General features: G+C 59.6%; 22 protein-coding genes and 2 pseudogenes. 18 read left to right on the forward strand and 6 right to left on the reverse strand.

Annotated features, from left to right (window positions below; translation table 11 throughout):
- Nucleotides 1-56: 56 nt before the first annotated feature.
- Nucleotides 57-689, forward strand: a complete 633-nt coding sequence (locus ACX3P1_RS17535; protein ID WP_459080945.1) for a hypothetical protein — start codon at nucleotides 57-59, stop codon at nucleotides 687-689.
- Here the strand turns inward: ACX3P1_RS17535 and lepB are convergent.
- From lepB to ACX3P1_RS17555, 4 genes and pseudogenes are all read right to left on the reverse strand, one after another.
- Nucleotides 578-973 (reverse strand): annotated as a pseudogene (gene lepB / locus ACX3P1_RS17540) (signal peptidase I); the annotation flags it as partial. The gene ACX3P1_RS17535 and the pseudogene lepB sit on opposite strands and share 112 nt — an antisense overlap.
- Before the next feature lie 68 nt (nucleotides 974-1,041).
- A complete protein-coding gene (locus tag ACX3P1_RS17545; RefSeq protein WP_459080946.1) occupies nucleotides 1,042-1,626 on the reverse strand; it encodes a DUF6448 family protein in 585 nt (194 codons plus the stop codon).
- Nucleotides 1,627-1,666: 40 nt separating this feature from the next.
- The gene (locus ACX3P1_RS17550; protein WP_459080892.1) at nucleotides 1,667-1,972 is read right to left on the reverse strand and encodes a hypothetical protein; all 306 of its coding nucleotides are present in this window, start codon (nucleotides 1,970-1,972) and stop codon (nucleotides 1,667-1,669) included.
- Between the two features lie 20 nt (nucleotides 1,973-1,992).
- Nucleotides 1,993-3,516, reverse strand: a complete 1,524-nt coding sequence (locus ACX3P1_RS17555; RefSeq protein WP_459080947.1) for a bifunctional aminoglycoside phosphotransferase/ATP-binding protein — start codon at nucleotides 3,514-3,516, stop codon at nucleotides 1,993-1,995.
- Between the two features lie 253 nt (nucleotides 3,517-3,769).
- On the opposite strand from ACX3P1_RS17555, the gene ACX3P1_RS17560 reads away from it, so the two are divergent.
- The 16 genes and pseudogenes from ACX3P1_RS17560 to ACX3P1_RS17635 all read left to right on the forward strand — a co-directional run bounded on the left by ACX3P1_RS17560 (nucleotide 3,770) and on the right by ACX3P1_RS17635 (nucleotide 18,160).
- Entirely contained in the window at nucleotides 3,770-5,203 is a 1,434-nt protein-coding gene (locus ACX3P1_RS17560) for a YfcC family protein (RefSeq protein WP_459080948.1), read from the forward strand.
- An 11-nt stretch (nucleotides 5,204-5,214) separates the two neighbouring features.
- A complete protein-coding gene (locus ACX3P1_RS17565; protein WP_459080893.1) occupies nucleotides 5,215-6,441 on the forward strand; it encodes an arginine deiminase in 1,227 nt (408 codons plus the stop codon).
- A gap of 17 nt (nucleotides 6,442-6,458) precedes the next feature.
- Nucleotides 6,459-7,460, forward strand: coding sequence for an ornithine carbamoyltransferase (gene argF / locus ACX3P1_RS17570; RefSeq protein WP_459080894.1), 1,002 nt, complete (start codon nucleotides 6,459-6,461; stop codon nucleotides 7,458-7,460).
- A gap of 1 nt (nucleotide 7,461) precedes the next feature.
- Nucleotides 7,462-8,379, forward strand: coding sequence for a carbamate kinase (gene arcC, locus ACX3P1_RS17575; protein WP_459080895.1), 918 nt, complete (start codon nucleotides 7,462-7,464; stop codon nucleotides 8,377-8,379).
- A 137-nt stretch (nucleotides 8,380-8,516) separates the two neighbouring features.
- Entirely contained in the window at nucleotides 8,517-9,392 is an 876-nt protein-coding gene (locus ACX3P1_RS17580; RefSeq protein ID WP_459080896.1) for an ATP-binding protein, read from the forward strand.
- A complete protein-coding gene (locus ACX3P1_RS17585; RefSeq protein WP_459080897.1) occupies nucleotides 9,393-9,578 on the forward strand; it encodes a hypothetical protein in 186 nt (61 codons plus the stop codon).
- Nucleotides 9,575-11,443: an ATP-dependent zinc metalloprotease FtsH gene (ftsH, locus tag ACX3P1_RS17590; protein ID WP_459080898.1), complete on the forward strand. Its 1,869-nt coding sequence runs from the start codon at nucleotides 9,575-9,577 to the stop codon at nucleotides 11,441-11,443. The genes ACX3P1_RS17585 and ftsH overlap by 4 nt, the downstream gene beginning before the upstream one ends.
- Before the next feature lie 182 nt (nucleotides 11,444-11,625).
- On the forward strand, nucleotides 11,626-12,075 hold the full coding sequence (locus tag ACX3P1_RS17595; protein ID WP_459080899.1) for a universal stress protein: 450 nt from the start codon (nucleotides 11,626-11,628) through the stop codon (nucleotides 12,073-12,075).
- Between the two features lie 394 nt (nucleotides 12,076-12,469).
- Nucleotides 12,470-12,856, forward strand: coding sequence for a hypothetical protein (locus ACX3P1_RS17600; RefSeq protein WP_459080900.1), 387 nt, complete (start codon nucleotides 12,470-12,472; stop codon nucleotides 12,854-12,856).
- A 68-nt stretch (nucleotides 12,857-12,924) separates the two neighbouring features.
- Complete coding sequence (locus ACX3P1_RS17605; protein ID WP_459080901.1) at nucleotides 12,925-13,371, forward strand: universal stress protein; 447 nt, start codon at nucleotides 12,925-12,927, stop codon at nucleotides 13,369-13,371.
- Nucleotides 13,372-13,478: 107 nt separating this feature from the next.
- Nucleotides 13,479-14,600: a baeRF11 domain-containing protein gene (locus ACX3P1_RS17610; RefSeq protein WP_459080902.1), complete on the forward strand. Its 1,122-nt coding sequence runs from the start codon at nucleotides 13,479-13,481 to the stop codon at nucleotides 14,598-14,600.
- Between the two features lie 68 nt (nucleotides 14,601-14,668).
- On the forward strand, nucleotides 14,669-15,514 hold the full coding sequence (locus ACX3P1_RS17615; protein WP_459080903.1) for a universal stress protein: 846 nt from the start codon (nucleotides 14,669-14,671) through the stop codon (nucleotides 15,512-15,514).
- A gap of 46 nt (nucleotides 15,515-15,560) precedes the next feature.
- A pseudogene (locus ACX3P1_RS17620) lies at nucleotides 15,561-16,636 on the forward strand (NAD(P)-dependent alcohol dehydrogenase).
- A 103-nt stretch (nucleotides 16,637-16,739) separates the two neighbouring features.
- Nucleotides 16,740-17,183: a universal stress protein gene (locus ACX3P1_RS17625; protein ID WP_459080904.1), complete on the forward strand. Its 444-nt coding sequence runs from the start codon at nucleotides 16,740-16,742 to the stop codon at nucleotides 17,181-17,183.
- Between the two features lie 201 nt (nucleotides 17,184-17,384).
- Complete coding sequence (locus ACX3P1_RS17630) at nucleotides 17,385-17,708, forward strand: PepSY domain-containing protein (RefSeq protein ID WP_459080905.1); 324 nt, start codon at nucleotides 17,385-17,387, stop codon at nucleotides 17,706-17,708.
- Between the two features lie 350 nt (nucleotides 17,709-18,058).
- Nucleotides 18,059-18,160 carry a PepSY domain-containing protein gene (locus ACX3P1_RS17635; protein WP_459080906.1) on the forward strand — a complete coding sequence of 34 codons (102 nt, stop codon included), beginning with the start codon at nucleotides 18,059-18,061 and terminating at the stop codon, nucleotides 18,158-18,160.
- A 112-nt stretch (nucleotides 18,161-18,272) separates the two neighbouring features.
- On the opposite strand, the gene ACX3P1_RS17640 is transcribed toward ACX3P1_RS17635, so the two are convergent.
- Together ACX3P1_RS17640 and ACX3P1_RS17645 are read right to left on the reverse strand one after the other, a co-directional pair.
- Nucleotides 18,273-19,634, reverse strand: a complete 1,362-nt coding sequence (locus ACX3P1_RS17640) for an ATP-binding protein (protein ID WP_459080907.1) — start codon at nucleotides 19,632-19,634, stop codon at nucleotides 18,273-18,275.
- The gene (locus ACX3P1_RS17645; RefSeq protein ID WP_459080908.1) at nucleotides 19,631-20,293 is read right to left on the reverse strand and encodes a response regulator transcription factor; all 663 of its coding nucleotides are present in this window, start codon (nucleotides 20,291-20,293) and stop codon (nucleotides 19,631-19,633) included. Before ACX3P1_RS17645 ends, ACX3P1_RS17640 begins: the two co-directional genes overlap by 4 nt.
- Nucleotides 20,294-20,463: 170 nt before the next feature.
- On the opposite strand from ACX3P1_RS17645, the gene ACX3P1_RS17650 reads away from it, so the two are divergent.
- Complete coding sequence (locus ACX3P1_RS17650) at nucleotides 20,464-20,943, forward strand: hypothetical protein (RefSeq protein WP_459080909.1); 480 nt, start codon at nucleotides 20,464-20,466, stop codon at nucleotides 20,941-20,943.
- Nucleotides 20,944-21,130: the final 187 nt, after the last annotated feature.

Here is a 21,130-nt window from a genome sequence, read left to right on the forward strand (position 1 = left end):
ACGCCGATCATGCCAAGTCGGTATCCGTCAACGTTGGTTCGGTCGGCCGCGTAGCGATGAACAACATCGTCGCAGTCGGCTTCGAAGGCAAGGTATTTCCCGTCAAACCGAAATACAAGGAAGTTGACGGAAGACGCTGCTTTCCAAGGGTCGCGGACATCCCAGGTGTTCCTAATCTGGCAGTCCCCGAGATACCGAAGGACGCCCTTGAAGTGTCGGCGGACTCGAAAAACAGATGTTATGGTCTCTGTCGTGGCCGAATGGCGGTTCTCGATGAAGGCGGTGTACGAGACACTGGGTGTTGCCCGCTCCAACATTGCAGAGCATTCCACCAAGTGACGCGATCCGGGACGGATTGGCCGTCCTCCCAAGCCAGACGGCGAAATGGTCGCCGCGTCGAGGAGGTCATCGCGACGCTGCCAACCTGTGGCTACCGCCGCGCTCATGCTGTGCTGCGCAGGAAGGCGCAGCACGTCGGAATAGCCTTCGAGCCACGGAAGGGGGGCCGGGTCCCGGGAAACACCCTGCCCTGGATCGCTGCGGTTGGGAGGAACGGCTGTCGCCATCCTCGGCTATCGATGGAGTGGGTCCGGTTGTCGCCCAATAGTAGAACGTGGTGTTGCGGAACGGCGAAGGTGCCAGCGGGCCCCGCTGGAATCGCGACAGAAGGCTCGACAAGGGGAACCTGATTGACCTGGATGTGACCGCGATCGTCAATGATGACCTGATCTCCGGGTTCTCCAATGACTCTCTTGATGATCATCTGGCCGAGTTCGGCCGAAGCGACGATAACGATATCTCCGCGGGCGACCGCTTTTGCCCGACGGACACGAGTGGTCAGGCACCACTCGCCTGGTTTCAGCGTTGGAAACATCGAACAGGACCGGACCATCGTCACGGAGACGATCCGCTGCCGCACCACCAGACCGACAGCGATAGCGCCAAGGACGGCCGCGATCCCAACAATCAGCATCGCACTCACGAGGACGATCCCTTCATTCACTCATCTGGACGTCAGCACCCGAGGGTGCTGACGTAATTCTAATGGTGGTGGGCGCCATGACCGTGATGGTGGCCATGGTCGTGATCCTCGCCTTCGGCAAACTTGAAGAAGCTTACGTAAGCCTGGACATAAGCGCGGCCAGCGTCGACATTGTCGGAATCATAATCTTTGAGTTTCAGAACCTTGACGAATCTTTTCTCCAGTTCAGGGACCAACTCCGAGGTCATGAGCTTAGCCAGCGGTGCAAGATCACCAGTTTCGATGCTCTTGTCGGCGGCGGAGATCTTCTCGTCGACGGGGACACCCGAGGGCTTTAGACCCTCAAAGGGAGCGCCCTCACCAGCGCGGTGAATTCTCACCAGGCTCTCCAGGAAGTATTGGTCGGCCAAGTCCCGAGCGTCTGGACCAAGGGCTCGCACCTTGATGCTTTGATCGAAGATTTTGCGCAACTCCTCCGCGCCGCCTGCCTCGATCCATTTGAGCGCGTAGTTGAGGTTCTTGCTCTCCAGCGCCAGCTTTCCGTCTTTGGCGGTCGGCCCGTCCATGGTGTCACAATGCGCGCTGGCCTGTTGCGGGTATAGTACGACGAAAGCGAAAACTACGATCGCCACCGCGATAATCATCAGCAAAGTCGGAGGGTCGTCTCCTATGATTCCTGAAATTTTACGAGGAGACGCGCCGGACCATATTGAGGTAGATCAAATCCGGTGAAAAACCATAGCGGCGCAGTATCAACCAGTCGATTGCCAAGCCGCGTTTCGAAGTTTCGCTATTCGATGATCTTGCCGTCTGATTGTCAGGCCACGGATCGGCACAGCGCTCGCTATGCTGCTCTGACGCGATTGCTAGTGGACCTGCCGCCTGCTGCGCTGACCGCCACGCGGCGAACCGCGCCGCTGCAGTGACGGCATCTGAAGCGACCGCCTCGGCATGGGCATCCAGATAGGTCTCGAGTGCACGAAATTCCAAACGAGATGGAGCCAGTCGGCCTACTGACGCAGCAGTTTCAGCAGGCTTGACGAAACTTCGCCCAGTGGAGCATCCGTGTCTACCCTGCGCCAATCGGGTACCTCCGCTTTGCACTGCAGCTGGCGCGATAGCACATCCACAGTGGCATCGGAGGGGCCACTACGGCGCGTAGAGACGCGCTGCCGCAATAGTTTCGGGTCCGCGTCGAGCCAGACGCCTTGAAACGAGGCGGCTGTGTCGCGTGCGGCGTTCTCGATCAGTTCACGGTCCGGCTTGCGGTCAAAAACCGCATTGGCGACCACCGTTCCCCCTCCCTTCAGAACAAGGCTCGCCCGCGCCGCCATTTCCCTATAGACCTTGGCCGAAATCTCGGGCCCATAGGCCTTGTCTGGCAGTCTTGTCTCAGCGGGAACACCGTGCATTGCCTTGCGGATGCGGTCGCTCTCGATGATGCGTGCGCCGGGAGGCTGGCCGAAATTCGCCGCAAGCGCCTCAGCAAGAGTGGTCTTGCCTGAACCGCTAAGGCCGCCGATCGCGATAAGGTGGGCGAGGCTTGGTTCAAGCAGAGATCCAGCGAGCTCGAAATAGGATCGAGCCTCGGCGGATAGCTTTCCGGACGGGTCCCCGGTCTCCTGCGCCTGCGTGGCTGTCACATGTGCGCGAACGGCCGCGCGAACCGCCATGAAGAACGGTAGGAGAATGAAACCATCCTCGTCGTCGGTCTCGTCCAGATAGCGGTTCGCCACCAGATTGGCAAAATCGTTCAGTCTGCTGTGCCAGAGGTCCATCAGGAGAAAAGCCAGATCGTACAGCGTATCAACCGTCGCGATTTGGTCGTTGAATTCGATGCAGTCGAACAGGCGCGGCTCGTGTTCGAGCATGCATATATTACGCAGATGAAGGTCGCCATGGCAGCGCCGAACCTTGCCCGCCCTCTCGCGTCTGTCGAGCAGATCCGCATGGCGTGCCAGAGCGTGCCGGAACGCGGCGCTAAAGGATGCCAGTTCCGATTTGTCGAAGACATCGCTAGTTGCGAAGCCGGCATCGTTGATGTCGAGCACGCCGGCCATGTTTTCCGCGCCGCTGCCAGCGTGAATGATGGGCGCTTCGCGGTGAAAATCCACGATTATGCGCGCGGTTTTGGTCATCAGTAGCGGAGTCAACTGGCCGGCCGCCGCCATCCGGTCAAAAAGGCATTCCTGCTTGAAGCGGACCATCTCCACAACCGCGTCGACCACTTCGCCATCGCCTTCGAAAACGATCCGGCCGTCATTTTCACGTGTGATGCGCCGCACGCCAAGATAGAGATCGGGCGCGGTTCGAGCGTTCAGCTTGACCTCCTTCCTGCAGGCTGCAACGCGCAGATCTGGCGTTGAAAAATCGACGTAAGGCAGTTTTACGCCGCGCTTCATCTTGAAGGCACGTTCGCCGGTCAGGAAAATCCGGGAGATGTGCGTTTCCATCGTCTCTACCTTCGCGGCAAGACCATAACTGGCCGGATCCATCAGGAATGCTGCCGTGGCAGTCTGCTCGTCCTCGGTCATTTGCCTCAGCATTGCTACTCTCCGGTGCCCACACGCACCCAGACACCATATCTGAGCCTCGATGCAGGGCGTTGATTTTGCTCAAATTAGGCACCGCAGCTTCGGAATGCCGATTCCTGACCCTCAGGTCCTTTATTTTCACGAACGGCGCCTGTTTTGCGCGAGATCAATCCCTCGCTCGTAGGCCTGTCCTAGTTTGCCGCAAGAGAAGGGGCATCGTCCCTTTCTCTGGTTGGCAGACTTGGGGGATACCATGAGCACTACTTCGCAAGAGACCGCAGCGCGACCATTCCGCTTTCCTTCAGCCTTCACGATCCTGTTTGGTTTGATCATTCTGGTGGCTGCGCTGACCTGGATCATTCCCGCCGGCCAGTATCAACGCGTGCATAATGCTGCGCTTGACCGTGATGTGCCGATCGCCGGTACCTATCAAGTCGTCGATTCGAGCCCGCAAGGCGTTTTCGACATCATCATGGCTCCGATCGCCGGCCTCTACAATCCGGCCACCAATCAGGCCAATGCCATCGATGTCGCTCTGTTCGTTCTGATCATTGGTGGCTTCATTGGCGTCGTCGCGTCGACGGGAGCCATCAATGCCGGTATCGGCAGCGCAATGACCTCGCTGAAAGGTCGGGAGAAATGGATGATCCCGGTGCTGATGGGATTGTTCGCGTTCGGCGGCACCACCTACGGAATGGCCGAGGAGACGCTGGCCTTCTACGTGCTTCTCCTGCCGATGATGATAGCGGCGCGCTACGACGCTGTGACTGCGGTCGCTATTATTCTACTTGGCGCGGGTGTCGGCGTGCTCGGCTCTACCGTCAATGCATTTGCCACAGTCATTGCTTCTGATGCCGCCGGCATTCCTTTTACGCAAGGGATTGTGCTGCGCTTCGTCATCCTCGGTCTCTGCTGGCTTGCCTGCGTTATCTACGTGATGCGCTATGCCGAGCGGGTGCGGCTCGATCCGACGCAGTCGCTGGTCTTCGACCGGAAAGCCGAGAATGAGGCACATTTCCTGGCCGCCCATCAGGGCGAGGGGCTCGACTTCACGGCCCTGCATAAACTCGTGCTCACGATCTTCGGCCTCAGCTTTGTCGTTATGATCTGGGGCGTTCTCAAGGGTGGCTGGTGGATGGGCGAAATGAGCGGTCTGTTCCTTGCGTCCGCCATCCTCGTCGGCCTTGTTGCACGCCCCGGCGAACAGGAATTTGTCGATTCGTTCGTTAATGGTGCGCGCGACCTCCTCGGCGTGGCGCTGATTATCGGGCTCGCCCGCGGCATCGTCGTGATCATGGATGCGGGCAAGATCACCGATACCATCCTGCACTGGGCCGAGGTCTCAGTTTCCGGGCTCTCAGAGGTCGTCTTCATCAACGTTATGTACTGGATCGAGGTGCTCCTCTCGTTCTTTGTGCCATCCTCCTCGGGGCTGGCCGTGCTGTCGATGCCGATCATGGCCCCTGTTGCCGACTTCGCCAATGTCGGGCGCGAACTTGTCGTCACCGCCTATCAGTCGGCCAACGGACTGGTGAACCTGATCAATCCGACCTTCGCCGTAGTGATGGGCGCGCTCGCCATCGGCCGAGTACCCTACGAGCGCTGGCTGCGCTTCATGTGGCCGCTGCTCGTGGTTCTTACCGTCATCATAATGGCGAGCCTCAGTGTCGCCGCCCTGTTTGCTTGAAGGAGAAGACCATGTCCATCACCTATGGCGTCCACTCGGAAGTGGGTAAGCTTCGACGCGTCCTCGTCGACCGGCCGGGCGCGGCTCTCGCCCGGTTAACCCCGTCCAACTGCCACGAATTGCTGTTCGATGACGTCATCTGGGTCAAGGAGGCCCGTGTCGAACACATGACCTTCGTCGATGCTATCCGCTATCGGGGAGCGGAGGTTGTCTTTCTGCGGGAAACCCTAGCCGAGACGATGCGTGATATGGAGGCCCGTCGCTGGCTGCTCGAGCGGCGGGTCAATGAGAACACGGTTGGCGTTGGACTCGCTGACGATCTCGGGGCCATGCTGATGGAGGCAGACGCCGACGCGCTGTCTCTCATCCTCATGGGCGGTATGAGCAAGGCCGAACTGAAAATCGATACGAAGGGTGTGCTTGCACCGGTGCTCCGGCCGGAGGATTTCATCCTGCCGCCGCTGCCTAATCATCTGTTCACGCGCGACACCACCTGCTGGATTTATGGCGGGGTAATGCTCAATCCGATGCACTGGAACGCCCGCAAGCTGGAGACCGTCAACATTGCCGCTGTGTACAAGTTCCATCCGGATTTCCGTGATGCAGACTTTCCAGTCTGGTGGGGCGATCCCGATAGCGACTACGGTCTGGCAACTGCCGAAGGCGGCGACGTCATGCCCGTCGGCAACGGTTTGGTGCTAATTGGCATGGGGGAGCGCACCACGCCGCAGGCAGTCGGGCAGATCGCGCGCGAGCTATTTGGGCGAGGCGGGGCTGAGCGGGTCGTGGCCTGCAGACTCCCGGAAAAGCGGGCGAGCATGCACCTCGATACGGTTTTCACCTTCTGCGACCGCGACCTGGTGACGCTCTTTGCCGATGTCGTCGACGGCATTACCGCTTATTCGTTACGCCCCGGCGAGAAGGAATGGGAGATCGACGTGCGGCAGGAGGGGGGACACCTGACTGAGGTCGTCGCCGAAGCGATGGGGTTGCCGAAATTACGCGTCGTCCCGACCGGGGGCGACGCTTATATTGCCGAGCGGGAGCAGTGGGATGACGGTAATAATGTCGTCGCTCTCGAACCCGGCGTTGTCGTCGCTTACGACCGTAACACCTACACTAACACCCAGCTTCGCAAGGCAGGCGTCGAGGTCATCACGGTGCCGGGTTCGGAGTTGGGGCGCGGACGAGGTGGCGGCCATTGCATGACCTGCCCGCTAATCCGCGATCCTGTATAGCCAGAAGGAAATCAGATATGCCGATCAATTTGCGCGGTCGCAGCTTCCTGACGCTGCTCGACTTCACGCCCGACGAGATCCGTTTCCTCCTGCGTCTGTCCGCCTCGCTCAAGCAGGCCAAATATGGCGGCTACGAAGAGAAGCGGCTGCAAGACAAAAACATTGCACTGATCTTCGAGAAGGATTCCACCCGCACCCGCACCGGCTTCGAGGTCGCCGCTTTTGACCAGGGTGCGCATGTCACCTATCTCGGGCCCTCGGGCACTCAGATAGGTAAGAAGGAATCCATGAAAGACACGGCCCGCGTCCTCGGTCGGATGTATGACGGCATCGAATATCGCGGCTTCGGCCAGGAACAGGCCGAGATACTTGCCGCTCATGCCGGCGTGCCGGTCTATAATGGGCTGACCGATGAGTTCCACCCGACGCAGATACTCGCCGATTTCCAAACCATGCGGGAATATACCCGCAAGCACCTGTCGCAGGTCGCATTCTGCTTCCTTGGCGATGCCGGCAACAACATGGGTAATTCCCTGCTGACGGGCGCGGCGCAGATTGGTATGGACGTTCGCCTTGCCGCACCAAAAGCCTGCTGGCCGGACGCAGCTATCGTGGACGAGTCACGGGCAATCGCCGAAAGGACCGGTGCCAGGATCACGTTGACAGAGGATCCCGAGGAGGCGGCAAGAGGCTGCGACTTCATCTATACTGATGTCTGGGTGTCGATGGGTGAGCCGGATTCCGTGTGGGAGGAACGCATAAAGCTGTTAACGCCTTATCGCGTGACCTCCCAGATCATGAAGGCAACCGGCAACCCGCACGCCAAGTTCATGCATTGCCTGCCTGCGTTCCATAACCGGGAGACGCAGGTTGGTGAGAAGATCTTCGAGCAATTCGGCATCGATTGCATGGAGGTGACAGAAGAAGTGTTCGAATCGGAAGCCTCAGTCGTTTTCGACCAGGCGGAGAACCGGATGCACACGATCAAGGCTGTGCTTGTTGCTACGCTGGGAGCCTGAGATGAGAATCGTCGTAGCGCTCGGTGGCAATGCCCTTCTCAAGCGCGGCGAGCCGATGACCGCCGATATCCAGCGTGCCAATGTGCGCAAGGCAGCGCTAGCGCTCGCCGATCTCGCCTGTGACCATCAGATCATTGTAGCACATGGCAACGGACCCCAGGTCGGCCTGCTCGCGCTCCAGGCCGCCGCCTATACGGACGTCCCGCCATACCCGCTCGACATACTCGGTGCCGAGAGCGTCGGTATGATCGGCTATCTAGTCGAGCAAGAGCTTGCCAATGCGCTTCCGAAAGGTGCTCGGATTGGCACGCTACTGACCCAGATCGAAGTTGATCGTAACGATCCGGCGTTTGACGATCCCCGAAAGCCCATCGGTCCAATATATGAATCGAACGAGGCGAGAGAAGTCTCGCGCCTTCATGGCTGGCCGCTCGTTGAGGAAAGCAAAGGCAAATGGCGCCGCGTCGTTGCCTCGCCCTTGCCGGGCCGGATCACGCAGGTCGAAACCATCCGTCTTCTCGTGGGGAACGGAGTTGTCGTTATCTGCGCCGGCGGAGGCGGCATTCCCGTAATCAGGAATGATGAAGGAGACCTCGTAGGCATCGAGGCGGTAATCGACAAGGATCGTGCGGCAGGTCTTCTCGCCAAGGAGTTGGCTGCCGATGCTTTCCTGATGCTCACAGATGTTGAGGCGGTTTATGAGAACTGGGGAACCCCGAGGCAGGCTCCTATTCAAGAGACGACGCCGGCTGCTCTCTCCAATATGTCGTTTGCCGCTGGCTCAATGGGTCCCAAAGTCGAGGCTGCATGCGCCTTTGCTTCGACCGCTGGCCGTGTCGCCGGCATCGGCCGGCTCGAAGACGCTCGGGCAATCCTTGAGGGTCGAGGGGGAACAACAGTCCGACTGCCGGAGGCTTGATGGTGGACTTACCGAGAAACCATCCGGACGGCAGCCGGGTCAGTGATGATTGGCATATTGGGCGCTGGTTCGACTTTTCAGCGGGATGAAGCTAGGTTTGGCCCGTTGGACAAGAGGTATAATGAAGCGAACGGAGCTTGGAGCTTTCTGACTATTGTTCGAAGCAGGTAGGGGCGATCTTCATGACTGACAGGGTGTTTCCCCGTTCCACCTTACTACCATCGCAGGCGGGCGGCAGTAGTCCCTCACGGGCACCGAATGTGCCTTTTGATGCCCAGCCCGCTGCCATGCAACGCGAACGTGCGACCCATCGACTTGCAGCTATCGGTGAAATGACTGGCGGTATAGCTCATGACTTCAGAAGCCTTCTGTCGGTGATCGATTCCGGCCTGCGCCTCATTGAACGGAGCGTGGACGATCCTGAAAAGATTCATGCCCTTATTGCTTCGACGCGCGAGGGTATTGATCGCGGCGTGGAATTGACCTCGCAACTGCTGACATTCGCCAAGCATCAGGTTCTCGACGCGCATGCCGGCAATCTGAACGAGTTCCTCAGAAGCTTCGAGCCGTTCCTAAGGTATGGCGCCGGGCCTAATGTCCGCGTCCGGCTCGTACTCGGGCCCGATATTCCAGCCTGCCTCATCGACCCCGCCTTTTTCGATGCTGCGATACTCAATCTTGTCGTGAACGCCCGGGACGCTATGCCGAATGGTGGGGAGGTGCGTATCATCACAGAGCTGTGGGAGCAAAATTCGACGGTACCTGGTTCGGCAGCGCCGAGGAGATATGCGCGCGTTCGCGTCGAGGACAACGGTTGCGGTATGCCGGAGGAGGTTTTGCGAAAGGTGTTCGACCCATTTTTTACTACCAAGGGCGAGACCGGCACCGGTATTGGCCTGTCGCAAGTTTATGCATTCGCCACGATGGTGGGCGGCCAGGTCAGCATCGTGAGTGAGAGCGGGCTTGGAACGATGGTCACACTTTTGTTTCCAGCCGTTCAGAAGGAAGTCTGAGTGCTGATCTCGAACCGGTCGGCTAGAGCCGTGGTGTTCTCCGATTTCGGGCATGAATATATCAGCGCGATCCACTGGTCTTCCATCGGCACAACTATCTACACGGCACACGGTACTGTTCGCCTCATGGCCACCGGCTTCGCGTTGGGTCATAGTGAATATGTCGTCGAGATGAGGTTTGCATGAAAAAGAACACGCAGTTCCATATCGGATATTGGATCGCGGCTGCGGCCGGCCTGCTGTTGTTCCAATACGTCGCGGCTATGTCGCAGCAGGTCGCGGAATTGCCCTACAGCGAGTTCGAGACTTACCTCAAGGATGGAAAGATCGCCGAGGTCGCCGTTTCCGACAATTATCTCCAAGGCACTTTCAAACAACCCTTGTCGACGGGCGCGACACGTTTCGTGACGACCCGCGTCGATCCTGATTTCGCCAAGCAGTTACAAGACAGCGGCGTGAAATTCACGGGCCGGATCGAAAGCAACCTTCTCGGCAATCTGCTGTCCTGGGTGGTTCCGATCGCACTCTTCTTCGGACTTTGGTATTTTCTGATGAAGCGTATGGGCGCCGGCGCCGGCGGACTGATGCAGATCGGCAAAAGCCGGGCGAAAGTCTATGTCGAAACCGATATCAAGGTCACTTTCGATGATGTCGCGGGCGTTGACGAGGCCGTGGACGAATTGCGTGAGATCGTTGAATTCCTTCGACACCCGACGGAATACGGCAGGCTGGGTGGGAAGATGCCGAAAGGCGTGCTGCTCATTGGACCTCCCGGTACCGGAAAAACGCTCATTGCGAGGGCTGTGGCCGGGGAGGCCAAGGTGCCGTTCTTTTCAATCTCCGGATCGGAATTCGTCGAAATGTTCGTCGGCGTTGGCGCAGCCAGGGTACGCGATCTCTTTGAACAGGCGCGGGCCAAGGCTCCTGCCATCATTTTCATAGATGAACTCGACGCGCTCGGCCGCGCCCGCGGCGCTGGCCCTATGATGGGCGGCCATGACGAAAAGGAGCAGACGCTCAACCAGCTTCTTGTCGAGCTCGATGGCTTCGATTCATCTACCGGCGTGGTCCTGCTAGCCGCCACCAACCGCCCCGAAATTCTTGATCCGGCGCTCTTGCGTGCTGGGCGCTTCGATCGTCAGGTGCTGGTTGATCGTCCGGATAAGCCCGGACGAATCAAGGTTCTCGATATCTATATGAAGAAGGCGAAACTAGCCGCCGATGTCGATGCCGAACAGGTCGCGGCTCTGACGCCTGGGTTTACCGGCGCCGACCTTGCCAATCTAGTCAACGAGGCCACGCTGCTGGCGACGCGACGTAAAGGCGACGCCGTCGCTATGGATGATTTCAACAACGCCATCGAGCGTATCGTGGCGGGTCTGGAAAAACGCAACCGCCTGCTCAATCCGAAGGAGCGAGAGATCGTCGCCTACCATGAAATGGGCCATGCGCTGGTAGCCATGGCGCTTCCTGGCTCCGACGTCGTACATAAAGTCTCGATCATTCCGCGCGGTGTAGGTGCGCTTGGATATACGATCCAGCGCCCGACCGAGGATCGGTTTCTGATGACCAGGGAGGAGTTGGAAAACAAGATGGCGGTTCTGCTTGGTGGGCGAGCCGCCGAAAAGGTCGTCTTCGATCATCTTTCGACAGGCGCGGCTGACGACCTGGCCAAGGTAACGGACATCGCGCGCGCCATGGTGATGCGCTACGGCATGTCGGAGAGGTTGGGGCATGTCGCTTTGGAGAAAGACCAGCGCTCTTACCTCGGCACCAATCTGATGACCGGTGCGAGCGAGCGTGACTATGGCGAGGCTACCGCCAATGAGATTGACGACGAGGTACGCGAAATTATCGAAAAGGCATTTCAACGCACCGTGTCGCTGCTGGCGGAACGCAGGGAAATCCTTGAGCGTTCCGCTCGTCGCCTGCTGGAGAAGGAAACCCTGGATGAAGCAGACCTGACCGCGATTGTAGCGGGCCCAGCCTCGCCCGGCGCTGGCAAGCCGTCTGCTGCACCAGATGCACCGGCTGCGCGCCGTCGACGTTGAAGGTTTGATCTGTCGCGAATGAGATGAGGTGCCGTTTTCAACGGCACCGGTATGCCGAGCCGGTCGGAGATCTGGCTACGAACTGGGCCGGCGGCAGCGTCGTGTCGATCCTTTCCAAGACGGGATCTCTCGCATGCATTCCGCGGTAGGCCTGACGATCCAAAACCATAGAAGGCACTGACATGTACACGCATATCCTCATCCCCACCGACGGTTCAGAACTGGCACAGATAGGGGTTGCTCACGGTCTTGCGCTGGCCAAGCAGCATGGCGCTAAGGTCACGATAGTGACCGTAACGGAAGCTCCCGGTGGCCAGTTCGCTTATTCCTCCGAGCTGTGGACACCTGACGAGGCAGGGATCGCAGCCTATGAAGAAGCCCAGGGCCGCGCGGCGCAGACCATCCTGGCGCCGGTCAGGGCAATCGCCGAGCAATTGGATCTTGAGATCGAGACGGTACACGTCCCTAACCGCCGGGCAGCACCCGCCATTCTCCACACAGCCAGCCGTTGTGGTTGCGACGCTATCGTGATGGCGTCGCATGGCCGCAGTGGCATGAGCCGGATTCTTTTCGGCAGCCAGACGGCCGAAGTGATGGCCAATGCCACGATGCCGGTGGTTGTCGTTCAGTAGCAAATGCGATCCGTCAACGAGCACCAAGATCAGCCACGATTCCGGAGCCGGCGCGAGGAAGTGTCGCGATGACGGCAGGGTCCGGAGCACCTGGTAGCTTCCGCTCATAGTGCAGTAAAGCCGACAGGCAATGCCGTCAGATTCCAGGTTGATCATCCAGGCATCACCCCCAAAGCCGACATCGCGAATGTTACGATATGGCCCACCGAGCCTCGGCGAGACGGGGCGCTAAATCCGGTAAGGGCTTGCGACGGACGGAATGATCGAGGTTGCGTATCGTCATTGAGGGTCGGCACGCCTGCTGCCATTGCCGAGGTTCGGCTTCGCCTTTGATATCGATCAAGGTAGCGCAAGGTTGAAAGCGCTATGCGAACGAGTGGAAAGGGTATTTGCCATGATCAGTCTAACGGACCTCACCCCGAATTTCCGGCATGTACGCTTGCTGCGCGCACGGGGAAAAACCAAACCAGCGGGGGAGCCCGATGAGGGTTACGACCTGCTCGTTCCGCTTGATGCGAGCGGATATCTCCATGCCAAGGACTGGGGAACCCATCGCGCCTTTTGCCGCGTCAGACGTTTCGCACGCGGCGGCGAGGAGCGCGTGGGCCTATTACAACATACGCCTGACGGGCAATGGTTCTTCGACTACGAAGCGGGTGAAGACGACGATGAAATCGGCTTTCGGCTCGGCGAAGAACAATTTGTGACGGGCGAATACGTTTCAATCTGGCATGACGATGTGATGCGAACGTATCAGGTCGCGCGCGTTGAAAGACCGTAGCTAATTCATTGCTCGAGGAAATATTGATATCCTCTTGATATAGCATTGATAATGCGAAGGAATATAATATGTACAAGCATATCTTGATTGCGGTAGACGGATCCGAGCTGGCCGACAGGGGCGCTCGGCATGGGCTGACATTGGTAAAACAGCTGGGGGCGAAAGCCACGATCCTGACCGTGACGGAACCGCTCAGTTCTGTCGCCAGGGAAGCAGCACTTGCCGGTGGCGTTCGCGATCCATTGGTATCGTACGACATGCAGATGGACGAGCACGTCCGAAAGATCACCAGCGTGGTTGCCTCGCATGCCAAGGAGCTTGGAGTGGATATCGATCTTGCGCGGGAGTCTGACGATTCCGCCGCTGATGCGATCTTGCGGGTCGCTCAATTGAAGAATTGCGACCTGATTGTGATGGCCTCGCACGGACGTCGCGGGCTCAACAAGCTCTTGCTCGGTAGCCAGACCGCTAATGTGCTTGCGCACACGACGTTACCGGTTCTGGTCATACGCTGACCGATCCGTGAGGGCACCAAACGCCCGTCACCATTTCCCACAGAATTGGCCAGCTCCGCTTCGATCGGAGGATGCCGGTCCTCAAAAGTATATCAGAAAGAGTACACATGCTTTACGTCGATATCCCGACCCACAACGATATTGTTCATCTAGGCAAGCAGCGCGCGGATGGGTGTGTTTCGATCTATCTCGAGACGACACCGCAAACACAGCATATCGATGCAGCTCGTATCAAGTTCGGCAACCTAACAAAGGAAGCACTGCAGCAGCTGGAGGCTATTGGTTTCGATAAGCGCAGTAGCGCGGCGATCGCCGATCAGTTGCAGGATATTGGCGCCGATGACGATTTCTGGGCTCATCAGGCACATAGCCTGTGCGTGTTTGTGACGCCTGTGAGCTTGCGCTCCTATCGGGTGGCCAGTCGCCTGAGTACCGGCGTACATGTTTCGGACCGCTTCCACCTGAAACCGCTTCTGCGCAGCGTGACTTTCCATAACGGTGGGTTCGTGCTGGCGCTGGCGGAAAACGGCGTGCGGCTGATTCAGGTTCATGCCGACCTGCCGGCTGAGGAAGTCCGGGTCGCCGATATGCCGAAGGACGCCGCCTCGCATGCAGGTAAATCGACATTGAACGACCGTACGGACTTTACGCGATCCGGCGGACCGGACGGCCAGAAGATGCGCCTGAGGCAGTATGCGAGAAAGATCGACGAAGTAATGCGGCCTGTTCTGCGGCGAGGAGAGATGCCGCTTATCCTGGCCGCAACCGAGCCCCTGGCCTCGATCTATCGTTCGATCAATTCCTATCAGTACCTGGCGGAACAGGGGCTTGCAACGAGCCCCGGCGAACTGACGCCAGCGCAGCTTTCAGACGCTGCGCGTCCGCTACTCGACGCAATTTTCGTCGAGGACGTAGCGGCAGTTCGCAACCTCATGGACGAACGCTCCAGCCAGGGTCGGACCATTCTGGATGTGGCGCATGCCGCGCGCGCGGCGGTGGCCGGGGCTATCGACACGCTGTTGGTCGATATCGACAAGGTAGTTCCAGGTTTTGTCGACGATGCGTCAGGTCTCGTGACTTTTGCGCAAAAGGACGATGCACGCGCCTATGACATAATTGACGAGATCGCGGTTCGGGCACTTCTTGCTGGCGCGCGAGTTATGGCCGTGCGGGCGCAAGATCTTCCCGACGGCGCTGTCGTCGCGGCGATCACCCGGTATGCGATCTGATGGCGTGACGCTGCAGGAGCGGATGAAATACGCGTTGCGCCAGACGACAGTTTATGGAGGTTTGAAAAATGGTGGACGGCAACCGGTTTCGGAGCCTGCTCGTTGGAATTGCCGCCGATGAGGAGCACGCACAGGATCCGGCGTTGAACCATGCAATGGATCTGGCGCGGGCATATCGGTCCAGGCTGACCGTCTATGTGTTCGCGCCGGCTTTGTTACAACCGTTTCCATTGACGCTCGGCTCCTCATCGGTGTGGATCGCGCAGGAAACGGATCGGATCGAGCAACTGTCAGGACAGACCGCCCAAACGGTACGGCAGCTTGCATCCCAGGCAGGCATACCCGTTACGGTGGAACATGCCCATTCACCGTTTGATGGGCGCTATCAGCGTTTCATCGACCTGGCGCGCCTGCATGACCTGACAATCTTGCAGGCCGCAATATCATCCGGCGCCGGGGATAGAATAGCTATCGAGCACGCGCTTTTTGACACGGGCCGCCCGGTGCTTGTGACACCGCAAAAGAACTTTGCAGTGCCCAAAAGGGTCGCGATCGGATGGGATGGCAGCGCACGGGCAGCACGTGCGGTTCGAGATAGCCTGGATTTCCTGATCGGCGCCGATCATGTGGCAATTGCTACCGTCATCGACACCAAGGGTTCGCAAGGGCTGCGATCGGCTGACGGACTTGCGCTATATCTCGCTCAATACGGGATCGGGACGACTGTATGTGTAATCGCGGATGAACAAGGTGACGATGAAGGTCATCCTTTACGGCAATTCGTGGCCAGTGAACAAATAGAATTGTTGGTCATGGGTGCGTTTGTGCATTCCCGTCTACGCCAGGCAATTTTGGGCGGCATGACGCGATCACTGCTCGACGAGTGTCCCATTCCTATCATGATGGCTTACTAAATTTGTCGGCAAATTCATCGGTTTATCGAGGCAGAAGGGATTGACAATGGTTCAGAAAATGAAGGCGGCGGTATTCGTCGACAAGAACAGGATTGTTCTCGATGAAAAGCCCATTCCAGACGTTGGGCCGCTCGATGCGTTGATGCGTATCACGACGACCACGATCTGCGGCACGGATGTGCATATTCTCAAAGGCGAATATCCGGTCGAAAAGGGACTTACCATCGGGCATGAGCCAGTAGGCGTGATCGAGAAGCTCGGCTCGGCCGTCTCGGGCTATGAGGAGGGCCAGCGGGTGATTGCCGGAGCCATTACCCCTTCTGGCTACAGCTACGCCTGCCTGTGCGGGTGTTCTTCGCAAGATGGCGCCGGCACGAAGCACGGTTTCAAGGCGATGGGCGGCTGGAAGTTCGGCAATACCATCGACGGGTGCCAGGCGGAATATGTTCTGGTGAAGGACGCGTTGGCCAATCTCAGCCCTATTCCGGACCATCTCAGCGACGAAGAAGTGCTGATGTGCCCCGACATCATGTCGACTGGATTCTCCGGCGCCGAAAGAGGCGAAGTGAAGATCGGCGACACGGTGGTGGTCTTTGCCTTGGGGCGATCGGCCTGTGCGCGGTTGCCGGCGCGCGCCTGATGGGTGCGACGACCATCATCGGGGTGGACACGCTGCCGGGTCGCATGGACGTGGCGCGGCAGCTTGGCGCGGATCATGTGATCGATTTCAAGGCAGGCGACCCCGTCGAGCAGATCATGGCGCTTACGGACGGCCGCGGCGTGGATGTGGCCATCGAGGCGCTCGGGACGCAGGGCACGTTCGAATCTGCCTTGCGCGTGCTGCGTCCGGGCGGAACGCTGTCCAGCCTCGGGGTCTACTCCAGCGACCTAAAGATTCCGCTCGGGGCCTTCTCGGCCGGTCTTGGCGATAACCGCATCGTGACGACCTTGTGCCCCGGCGGTAAGGAGCGCATGCGGCGACTGATGGAAGTATGCGGTTCGGGGCGTATCGACCTGAAACCGCTGGTCACCCATCGTTTCAAGCTGGATGACATCGAAGAAGCCTATGATCTTTTCGCCAATCAGCGTGATGGCGTTTTGAAGGTGGCGATCACGCCTTGAGCGGACACCGATCTTCACGATGTTGATACCGACAAACCACCGGCGCTTAAACGGATCTGCAAGACGCTTTGAGGGCAGCGCGACCAAAGCCCAGGAGAGAGTGATGTACAAGCATATTCTGATTTCGACTGACGGCTCAGACGTGGCGCAGAAGGGCGTAGATCACGGCCTGTCGCTGGCCAAGAACCTCGGTGCACGCGTGACCATCATCACAGTTACCGAGCGTCTTCCAGGTTATGCCGGGATGGGGGAATGGATTCCGGCGCCCCAGGAAATAGCTGGATACGAAGCGAGCCAGAAGGAGATGGCTGAAAGGATATTGGCTGCAGCGAAGGCTTTGGCTGACAGAATGGGCGTCGCGGCTGAAACTCTTCACGTTTCCGACACGGGGCCTGCCGATGCAATCATCGAGACCGCAGAGGCGAAGCACTGCAGCCTGATCGCCATGGCATCCCATGGCCGTCGCGGCCTCGGACGGCTCCTGCTGGGGAGCCAGACGGCCGAGGTCCTGGCACGCAGTCCAGTTCCGGTCCTGGTGGTACGGTGACACATCAAGGGTAGATCGAGGAGTATAGCTGATCCGGCCTGCATCAGCCGCGCATGCGGTGGCCTCTTTTTCACTCCGCTTCTCGCAAGCCTTTTGTTGCTTACGTCAAGCTGATGACGATTGCCGTCTTTCTTCAGGGGCGTGTCAGCTTCGAGGTACAGGGTTTCCTGTGTGAATAAACGTAACTCAGGAGTCGGACTCATGAAAATGACACTGGCAATGCTTGCCTTACTTACAGCTCTGCCGACAACCGCTGCTCTGGCCGATGACGAATGCCCTGTCCCGACCGGGCAGAGGCAGTCCCGAGAAGCCCTGACGAAGCTTACGGACAGCTTTGGCTGGACCATCGACAAAATGAAGATTGACGACGGCTGCTACAAACTCCGGATAATGGATGTCAGCGGCAACGTTCTCAAGGTAAAGATCGACCCCGCGACGCTGGAAGTCATCGACGGCAAAGTCATAAGCTTCGCGGACGACGGCAATACGCCAACGGGTGAGATGAACGATGGCGCTACGCCGTAGAAGGGCCAGGCGGACTTAGACTGGGTGTACCGTGACGTCTGCCGGATCACGCGACCTCTCAAGCGGAATCCGCCGCGGTCCGCCATCGCAGGACATCCATACAGAGACCCCCGCTCTATCGGCGGGGGTCCTTTCGTTGCCGACGATAATCGCCACCGTTCTTGGGTGGCGCGTCAGCTTCGAGGTACAGGGCTTCCAAAGTGGATAAACGCAACTCAGGAGTTGGACCCCTAAAAAAGCACTGGCAATGTTTGCCTTGCTTGCCGCTCTACCGGCTACCGCTGCTCTGGCCATTGATGAATGCCCTGTCCCGACCGGGCAGAGGCATTCCCGGAAAACCCTGACGCAGCTTGCGGGGCGGCTTTGGCTGGACTATCGACAAAATGAAGATTGACGACGGCTGCTACGAACTCATGGTTGTCGGAAGCGACGTTTTTCAAGGTAAAGATTGATCCTGTGGCGCTGGAAATCGTCGATGGCAAGGTCATAAGCTTCGGAGGCGGCGGCAATGCGCCTGGGTAGGATGAACGATGGCACCACGCTGCAGAGAGACTAGACAACCTGTTAAAGTGGTCGTGTCGGCAGACTGATTCTTACGGACAAGCCGCCAAGATCGGATCGGCCGAGCGATAGCGTCCCACCATAGGCCTCCGCAAGGTCCCCGACGATCGCAAGGCCCAGCCCGGTCCCCGGCTGGGTCTCGTCCACCCTGCCTCCGCGGGCGAGCACCGTCACCACCTGGCTTTCCGGAATGCCCGGCCCATCGTCATCGACGGTAAGGATGAGCGCGTCAGCTTCATGCCGGCCGGCGATGCGTATCTTTTCGGTGGTCCATTTCATGGCATTGTCGATAAGGTTGCCAAGCATTTCGGCAAGGTCCTGCGTGTCGAGCGGGCCCGCCAGGGTGGGCGCGATCAGAATTTCCCACTCGATGCCCTCTCCTTTCGGGATGCGGCGCAGCGCGGCGACGATCCTCTCGGCCACCGGTCGCACGGGATGCAGCGGATCGGCCCAGCCGGTGGCGCCCGCTCTGGCCCGCGCCAGCTCGCGTTCGATATGGCGCTGCATGTCGTCGGCGATGGATTCCACCTCGTCGGCAATGCGGGTCTCACCTCTCCGGCGCAATTCCTCCATGTCGGAACGCAGCACCGTCAACGGCGTCTTGAGCCCATGCGCCAGGTTCGCCGCGCGTTCGCGCGCCCTTTCGATAGCCGCGTCACGGGCGTCGAGCAGATGATCAACCTCGGCCGCTAGCGGTCGGATCTCGTCGGGAAAGGCGTGCCCCAGGCGGGCGCGCTGCCCGGCCCTCACTTGCGCCAGCCGGTGTCGGACAGCGTCCAGCGGCTTCAGCCCGATCGAGGCCTGGAAGCAGGCGGCGACAACGAGGAGGACCGCTAGTACGGCCAGCGACGGCGCAAGGTCGGCGGTAAAGGCGAGGCCGGCGGCATGCACTTCAGCGCGGTCTATCGCAACCACCGCCCGGATGCTTCGGCCGCCGGCCAGAGCGGAAAGCTCGATCCGCCGCTCGACCGCGAGCAGCGACGACCCTTGCGGCCCGGACAAGCGATGCACCTGCATCTGGCCCGGTTGTGGCATGTCAACCGGCAGGGCGAGCGTTTCGCCGTTGAGCGAGCCCGAGCGCAGAACGGCCCCTGAGGACGCCAGGCCAATTTGCCAGTAGAGCCCGCTGAGCGGCTCGCCAAAACGCGGCTCGACGGGCTCGCGGCCCAGCCGCAGCGTCCCGTCTCCGGCCAGTTCGATTCCGCTGGCAAGTGGGCGAAGATGCGCGTCGAGTTCCAGGACCATCCGCCGCTCGACATGGCGCTCGAACAGGAGCAGCAGCCCCAGCCCCGCCACGATGGCGATAAGCAGGGCGGCCGCGACGCCGACGGCCAGCACCCGGAACCGGAGCGAGCCCCTGTTCATGCGTCTTCCGGCACGAAATAGCCAAAGCCGCGCCGCGTCTGCACGACGCCGGCGCCGATCTTCTTACGCAGGCGCGCCAGCAGCGCCTCGACCGCATTGGCGTCGCGGTCGTGATCGTGGGCGTAGAGGTGCTCCATCAGTTCGACAGCCGACACTACTTGCCCGGCATGGTGCATAAGATAGCTGAGACAACGGAACTCTAGCGGCGAGAGGTTGATCGGCTCCCCGTCCACCAGCACCCGCATGGTACGCGTGTCGAGTGTCACCGCGCCCGCCTGCAGCACCGGCACGGCACGGCCCGCCGCGCGGCGCAGCAGAGCGCGAGCGCGCGAAAGCAACTCTTCCATGGCGAAAGGCTTCGTCAGATAGTCGTCGGCGCCGGCATCGATGCCGTCCACCCGCTCCAGCCAAGTCCCTCGCGCGGTGAGGATCAGGATGGGAAAGAGGCGCCCGCCCGCGCGCCATTTCTTCAGCGTCGCCAATCCGTCCATCCTCGGTAGCCCCAGGTCGAGAATAACGAGGTCGTACTCGTTCGTATCGCCCTGGAACCAAGCCGTCTCGCCATCCGTGACATGGTCGACCGCATAGCCGGCCTGTTCCAGCGCGGCACATATCCTGCCGGCGATACGGGCATCGTCCTCGACAACCAGAATGCGCATGGACTTGCCCCTCCGTTCCGCTCGCGTAAGCCAGGCCTTGCCCTGCGGCCCATCTATCAAACATGCCTTAACTGACATTTCGCTGACATGGATCAACGGGATGGTGACATGCAGCCTGCGCTAGGTGACGGGCAGTCCATTTCGGACCCTAAGTGCACAGGAGACAGAAAATGCTCGTATCCAGAACCTTCGCCGGAGCCCTGCTCGCCTTATCTATTGCGTTCGTCCCGGTGAGTGGCGCGCTTGCCGAAACCGCCCATGACCACAGCACATCCGCAGCTCCGCCCGAACTGGTGCTCGACAACGGAAGCAAGTGGCAGACGGACGACCCTCTGCGCACGGGCATGAGCGCAATCAGGACCGCACTCGAAAGCTCGCTGCGCGCCGTTCACGACGGCAAGTTCGCGGCCCAGGACTATGTCACCCTGGCAAGCAGCTTGGAAAAGGAGGTGGACGGCATTGTTGCCAACTGCAAGCTGCCCGAGGCGGCGGACGAACAGCTCCACATCGTCCTGGCCCAGCTTCTCGAAGGCACCGGAATGATGAATGACGCAGGCGGCCAGGAAGAGGGCGTCGTCAAGGCGGTCGAGGCCGCCAATGCCTATGGCGAGCATTTTGATCATCCGGGCTGGCAGAAGTTGCCGCTTTGACAGTGGCAATAACGGGAGCGGCGGACGACCCGCCGCCCCCGGTCCTAGTTTCCCCATCCTGGTTCCCAGTCCTGGCTCATTGCAGAATCGCGAATGACGAAAGGATGATTTGCGGCGCGCGAAGACGGCCAGTCGCCATGCCCACATTCCCAGCTTGCAAAATCCGTTCGTGACAAGCCGGAGGCCG

This window comes from Mesorhizobium sp. A623, from assembly GCF_054489405.1.

Excerpts from the sequence above, each read along its gene's own strand:
- ACX3P1_RS17610 (WP_459080902.1), top strand. The coding sequence starts at position 13,479 with ATGCTTTACGTCGATATCCCGACCCACAACGATATTGTTCATCTAGGC.
- ACX3P1_RS17625 (WP_459080904.1), top strand. The coding sequence starts at position 16,740 with ATGTACAAGCATATTCTGATTTCGACTGACGGCTCAGACGTGGCGCAG.
- ACX3P1_RS17535 (WP_459080945.1), top strand. The coding sequence starts at position 57 with ATGAACAACATCGTCGCAGTCGGCTTCGAAGGCAAGGTATTTCCCGTC.
- ACX3P1_RS17545 (WP_459080946.1), bottom strand. The coding sequence starts at position 1,626 with ATGATTATCGCGGTGGCGATCGTAGTTTTCGCTTTCGTCGTACTATAC.
- ACX3P1_RS17565 (WP_459080893.1), top strand. The coding sequence starts at position 5,215 with ATGTCCATCACCTATGGCGTCCACTCGGAAGTGGGTAAGCTTCGACGC.
- ACX3P1_RS17645 (WP_459080908.1), bottom strand. The coding sequence starts at position 20,293 with ATGCGCATTCTGGTTGTCGAGGACGATGCCCGTATCGCCGGCAGGATA.
- ACX3P1_RS17555 (WP_459080947.1), bottom strand. The coding sequence starts at position 3,516 with ATGACCGAGGACGAGCAGACTGCCACGGCAGCATTCCTGATGGATCCG.
- ACX3P1_RS17595 (WP_459080899.1), top strand. The coding sequence starts at position 11,626 with ATGTACACGCATATCCTCATCCCCACCGACGGTTCAGAACTGGCACAG.
- ACX3P1_RS17615 (WP_459080903.1), top strand. The coding sequence starts at position 14,669 with ATGGTGGACGGCAACCGGTTTCGGAGCCTGCTCGTTGGAATTGCCGCC.
- ACX3P1_RS17600 (WP_459080900.1), top strand. The coding sequence starts at position 12,470 with ATGATCAGTCTAACGGACCTCACCCCGAATTTCCGGCATGTACGCTTG.
- ACX3P1_RS17650 (WP_459080909.1), top strand. The coding sequence starts at position 20,464 with ATGCTCGTATCCAGAACCTTCGCCGGAGCCCTGCTCGCCTTATCTATT.
- ACX3P1_RS17605 (WP_459080901.1), top strand. The coding sequence starts at position 12,925 with ATGTACAAGCATATCTTGATTGCGGTAGACGGATCCGAGCTGGCCGAC.
- ACX3P1_RS17630 (WP_459080905.1), top strand. The coding sequence starts at position 17,385 with ATGAAAATGACACTGGCAATGCTTGCCTTACTTACAGCTCTGCCGACA.
- ACX3P1_RS17640 (WP_459080907.1), bottom strand. The coding sequence starts at position 19,634 with ATGAACAGGGGCTCGCTCCGGTTCCGGGTGCTGGCCGTCGGCGTCGCG.
- arcC (WP_459080895.1), top strand. The coding sequence starts at position 7,462 with ATGAGAATCGTCGTAGCGCTCGGTGGCAATGCCCTTCTCAAGCGCGGC.
- ftsH (WP_459080898.1), top strand. The coding sequence starts at position 9,575 with ATGAAAAAGAACACGCAGTTCCATATCGGATATTGGATCGCGGCTGCG.
- ACX3P1_RS17560 (WP_459080948.1), top strand. The coding sequence starts at position 3,770 with ATGAGCACTACTTCGCAAGAGACCGCAGCGCGACCATTCCGCTTTCCT.
- argF (WP_459080894.1), top strand. The coding sequence starts at position 6,459 with ATGCCGATCAATTTGCGCGGTCGCAGCTTCCTGACGCTGCTCGACTTC.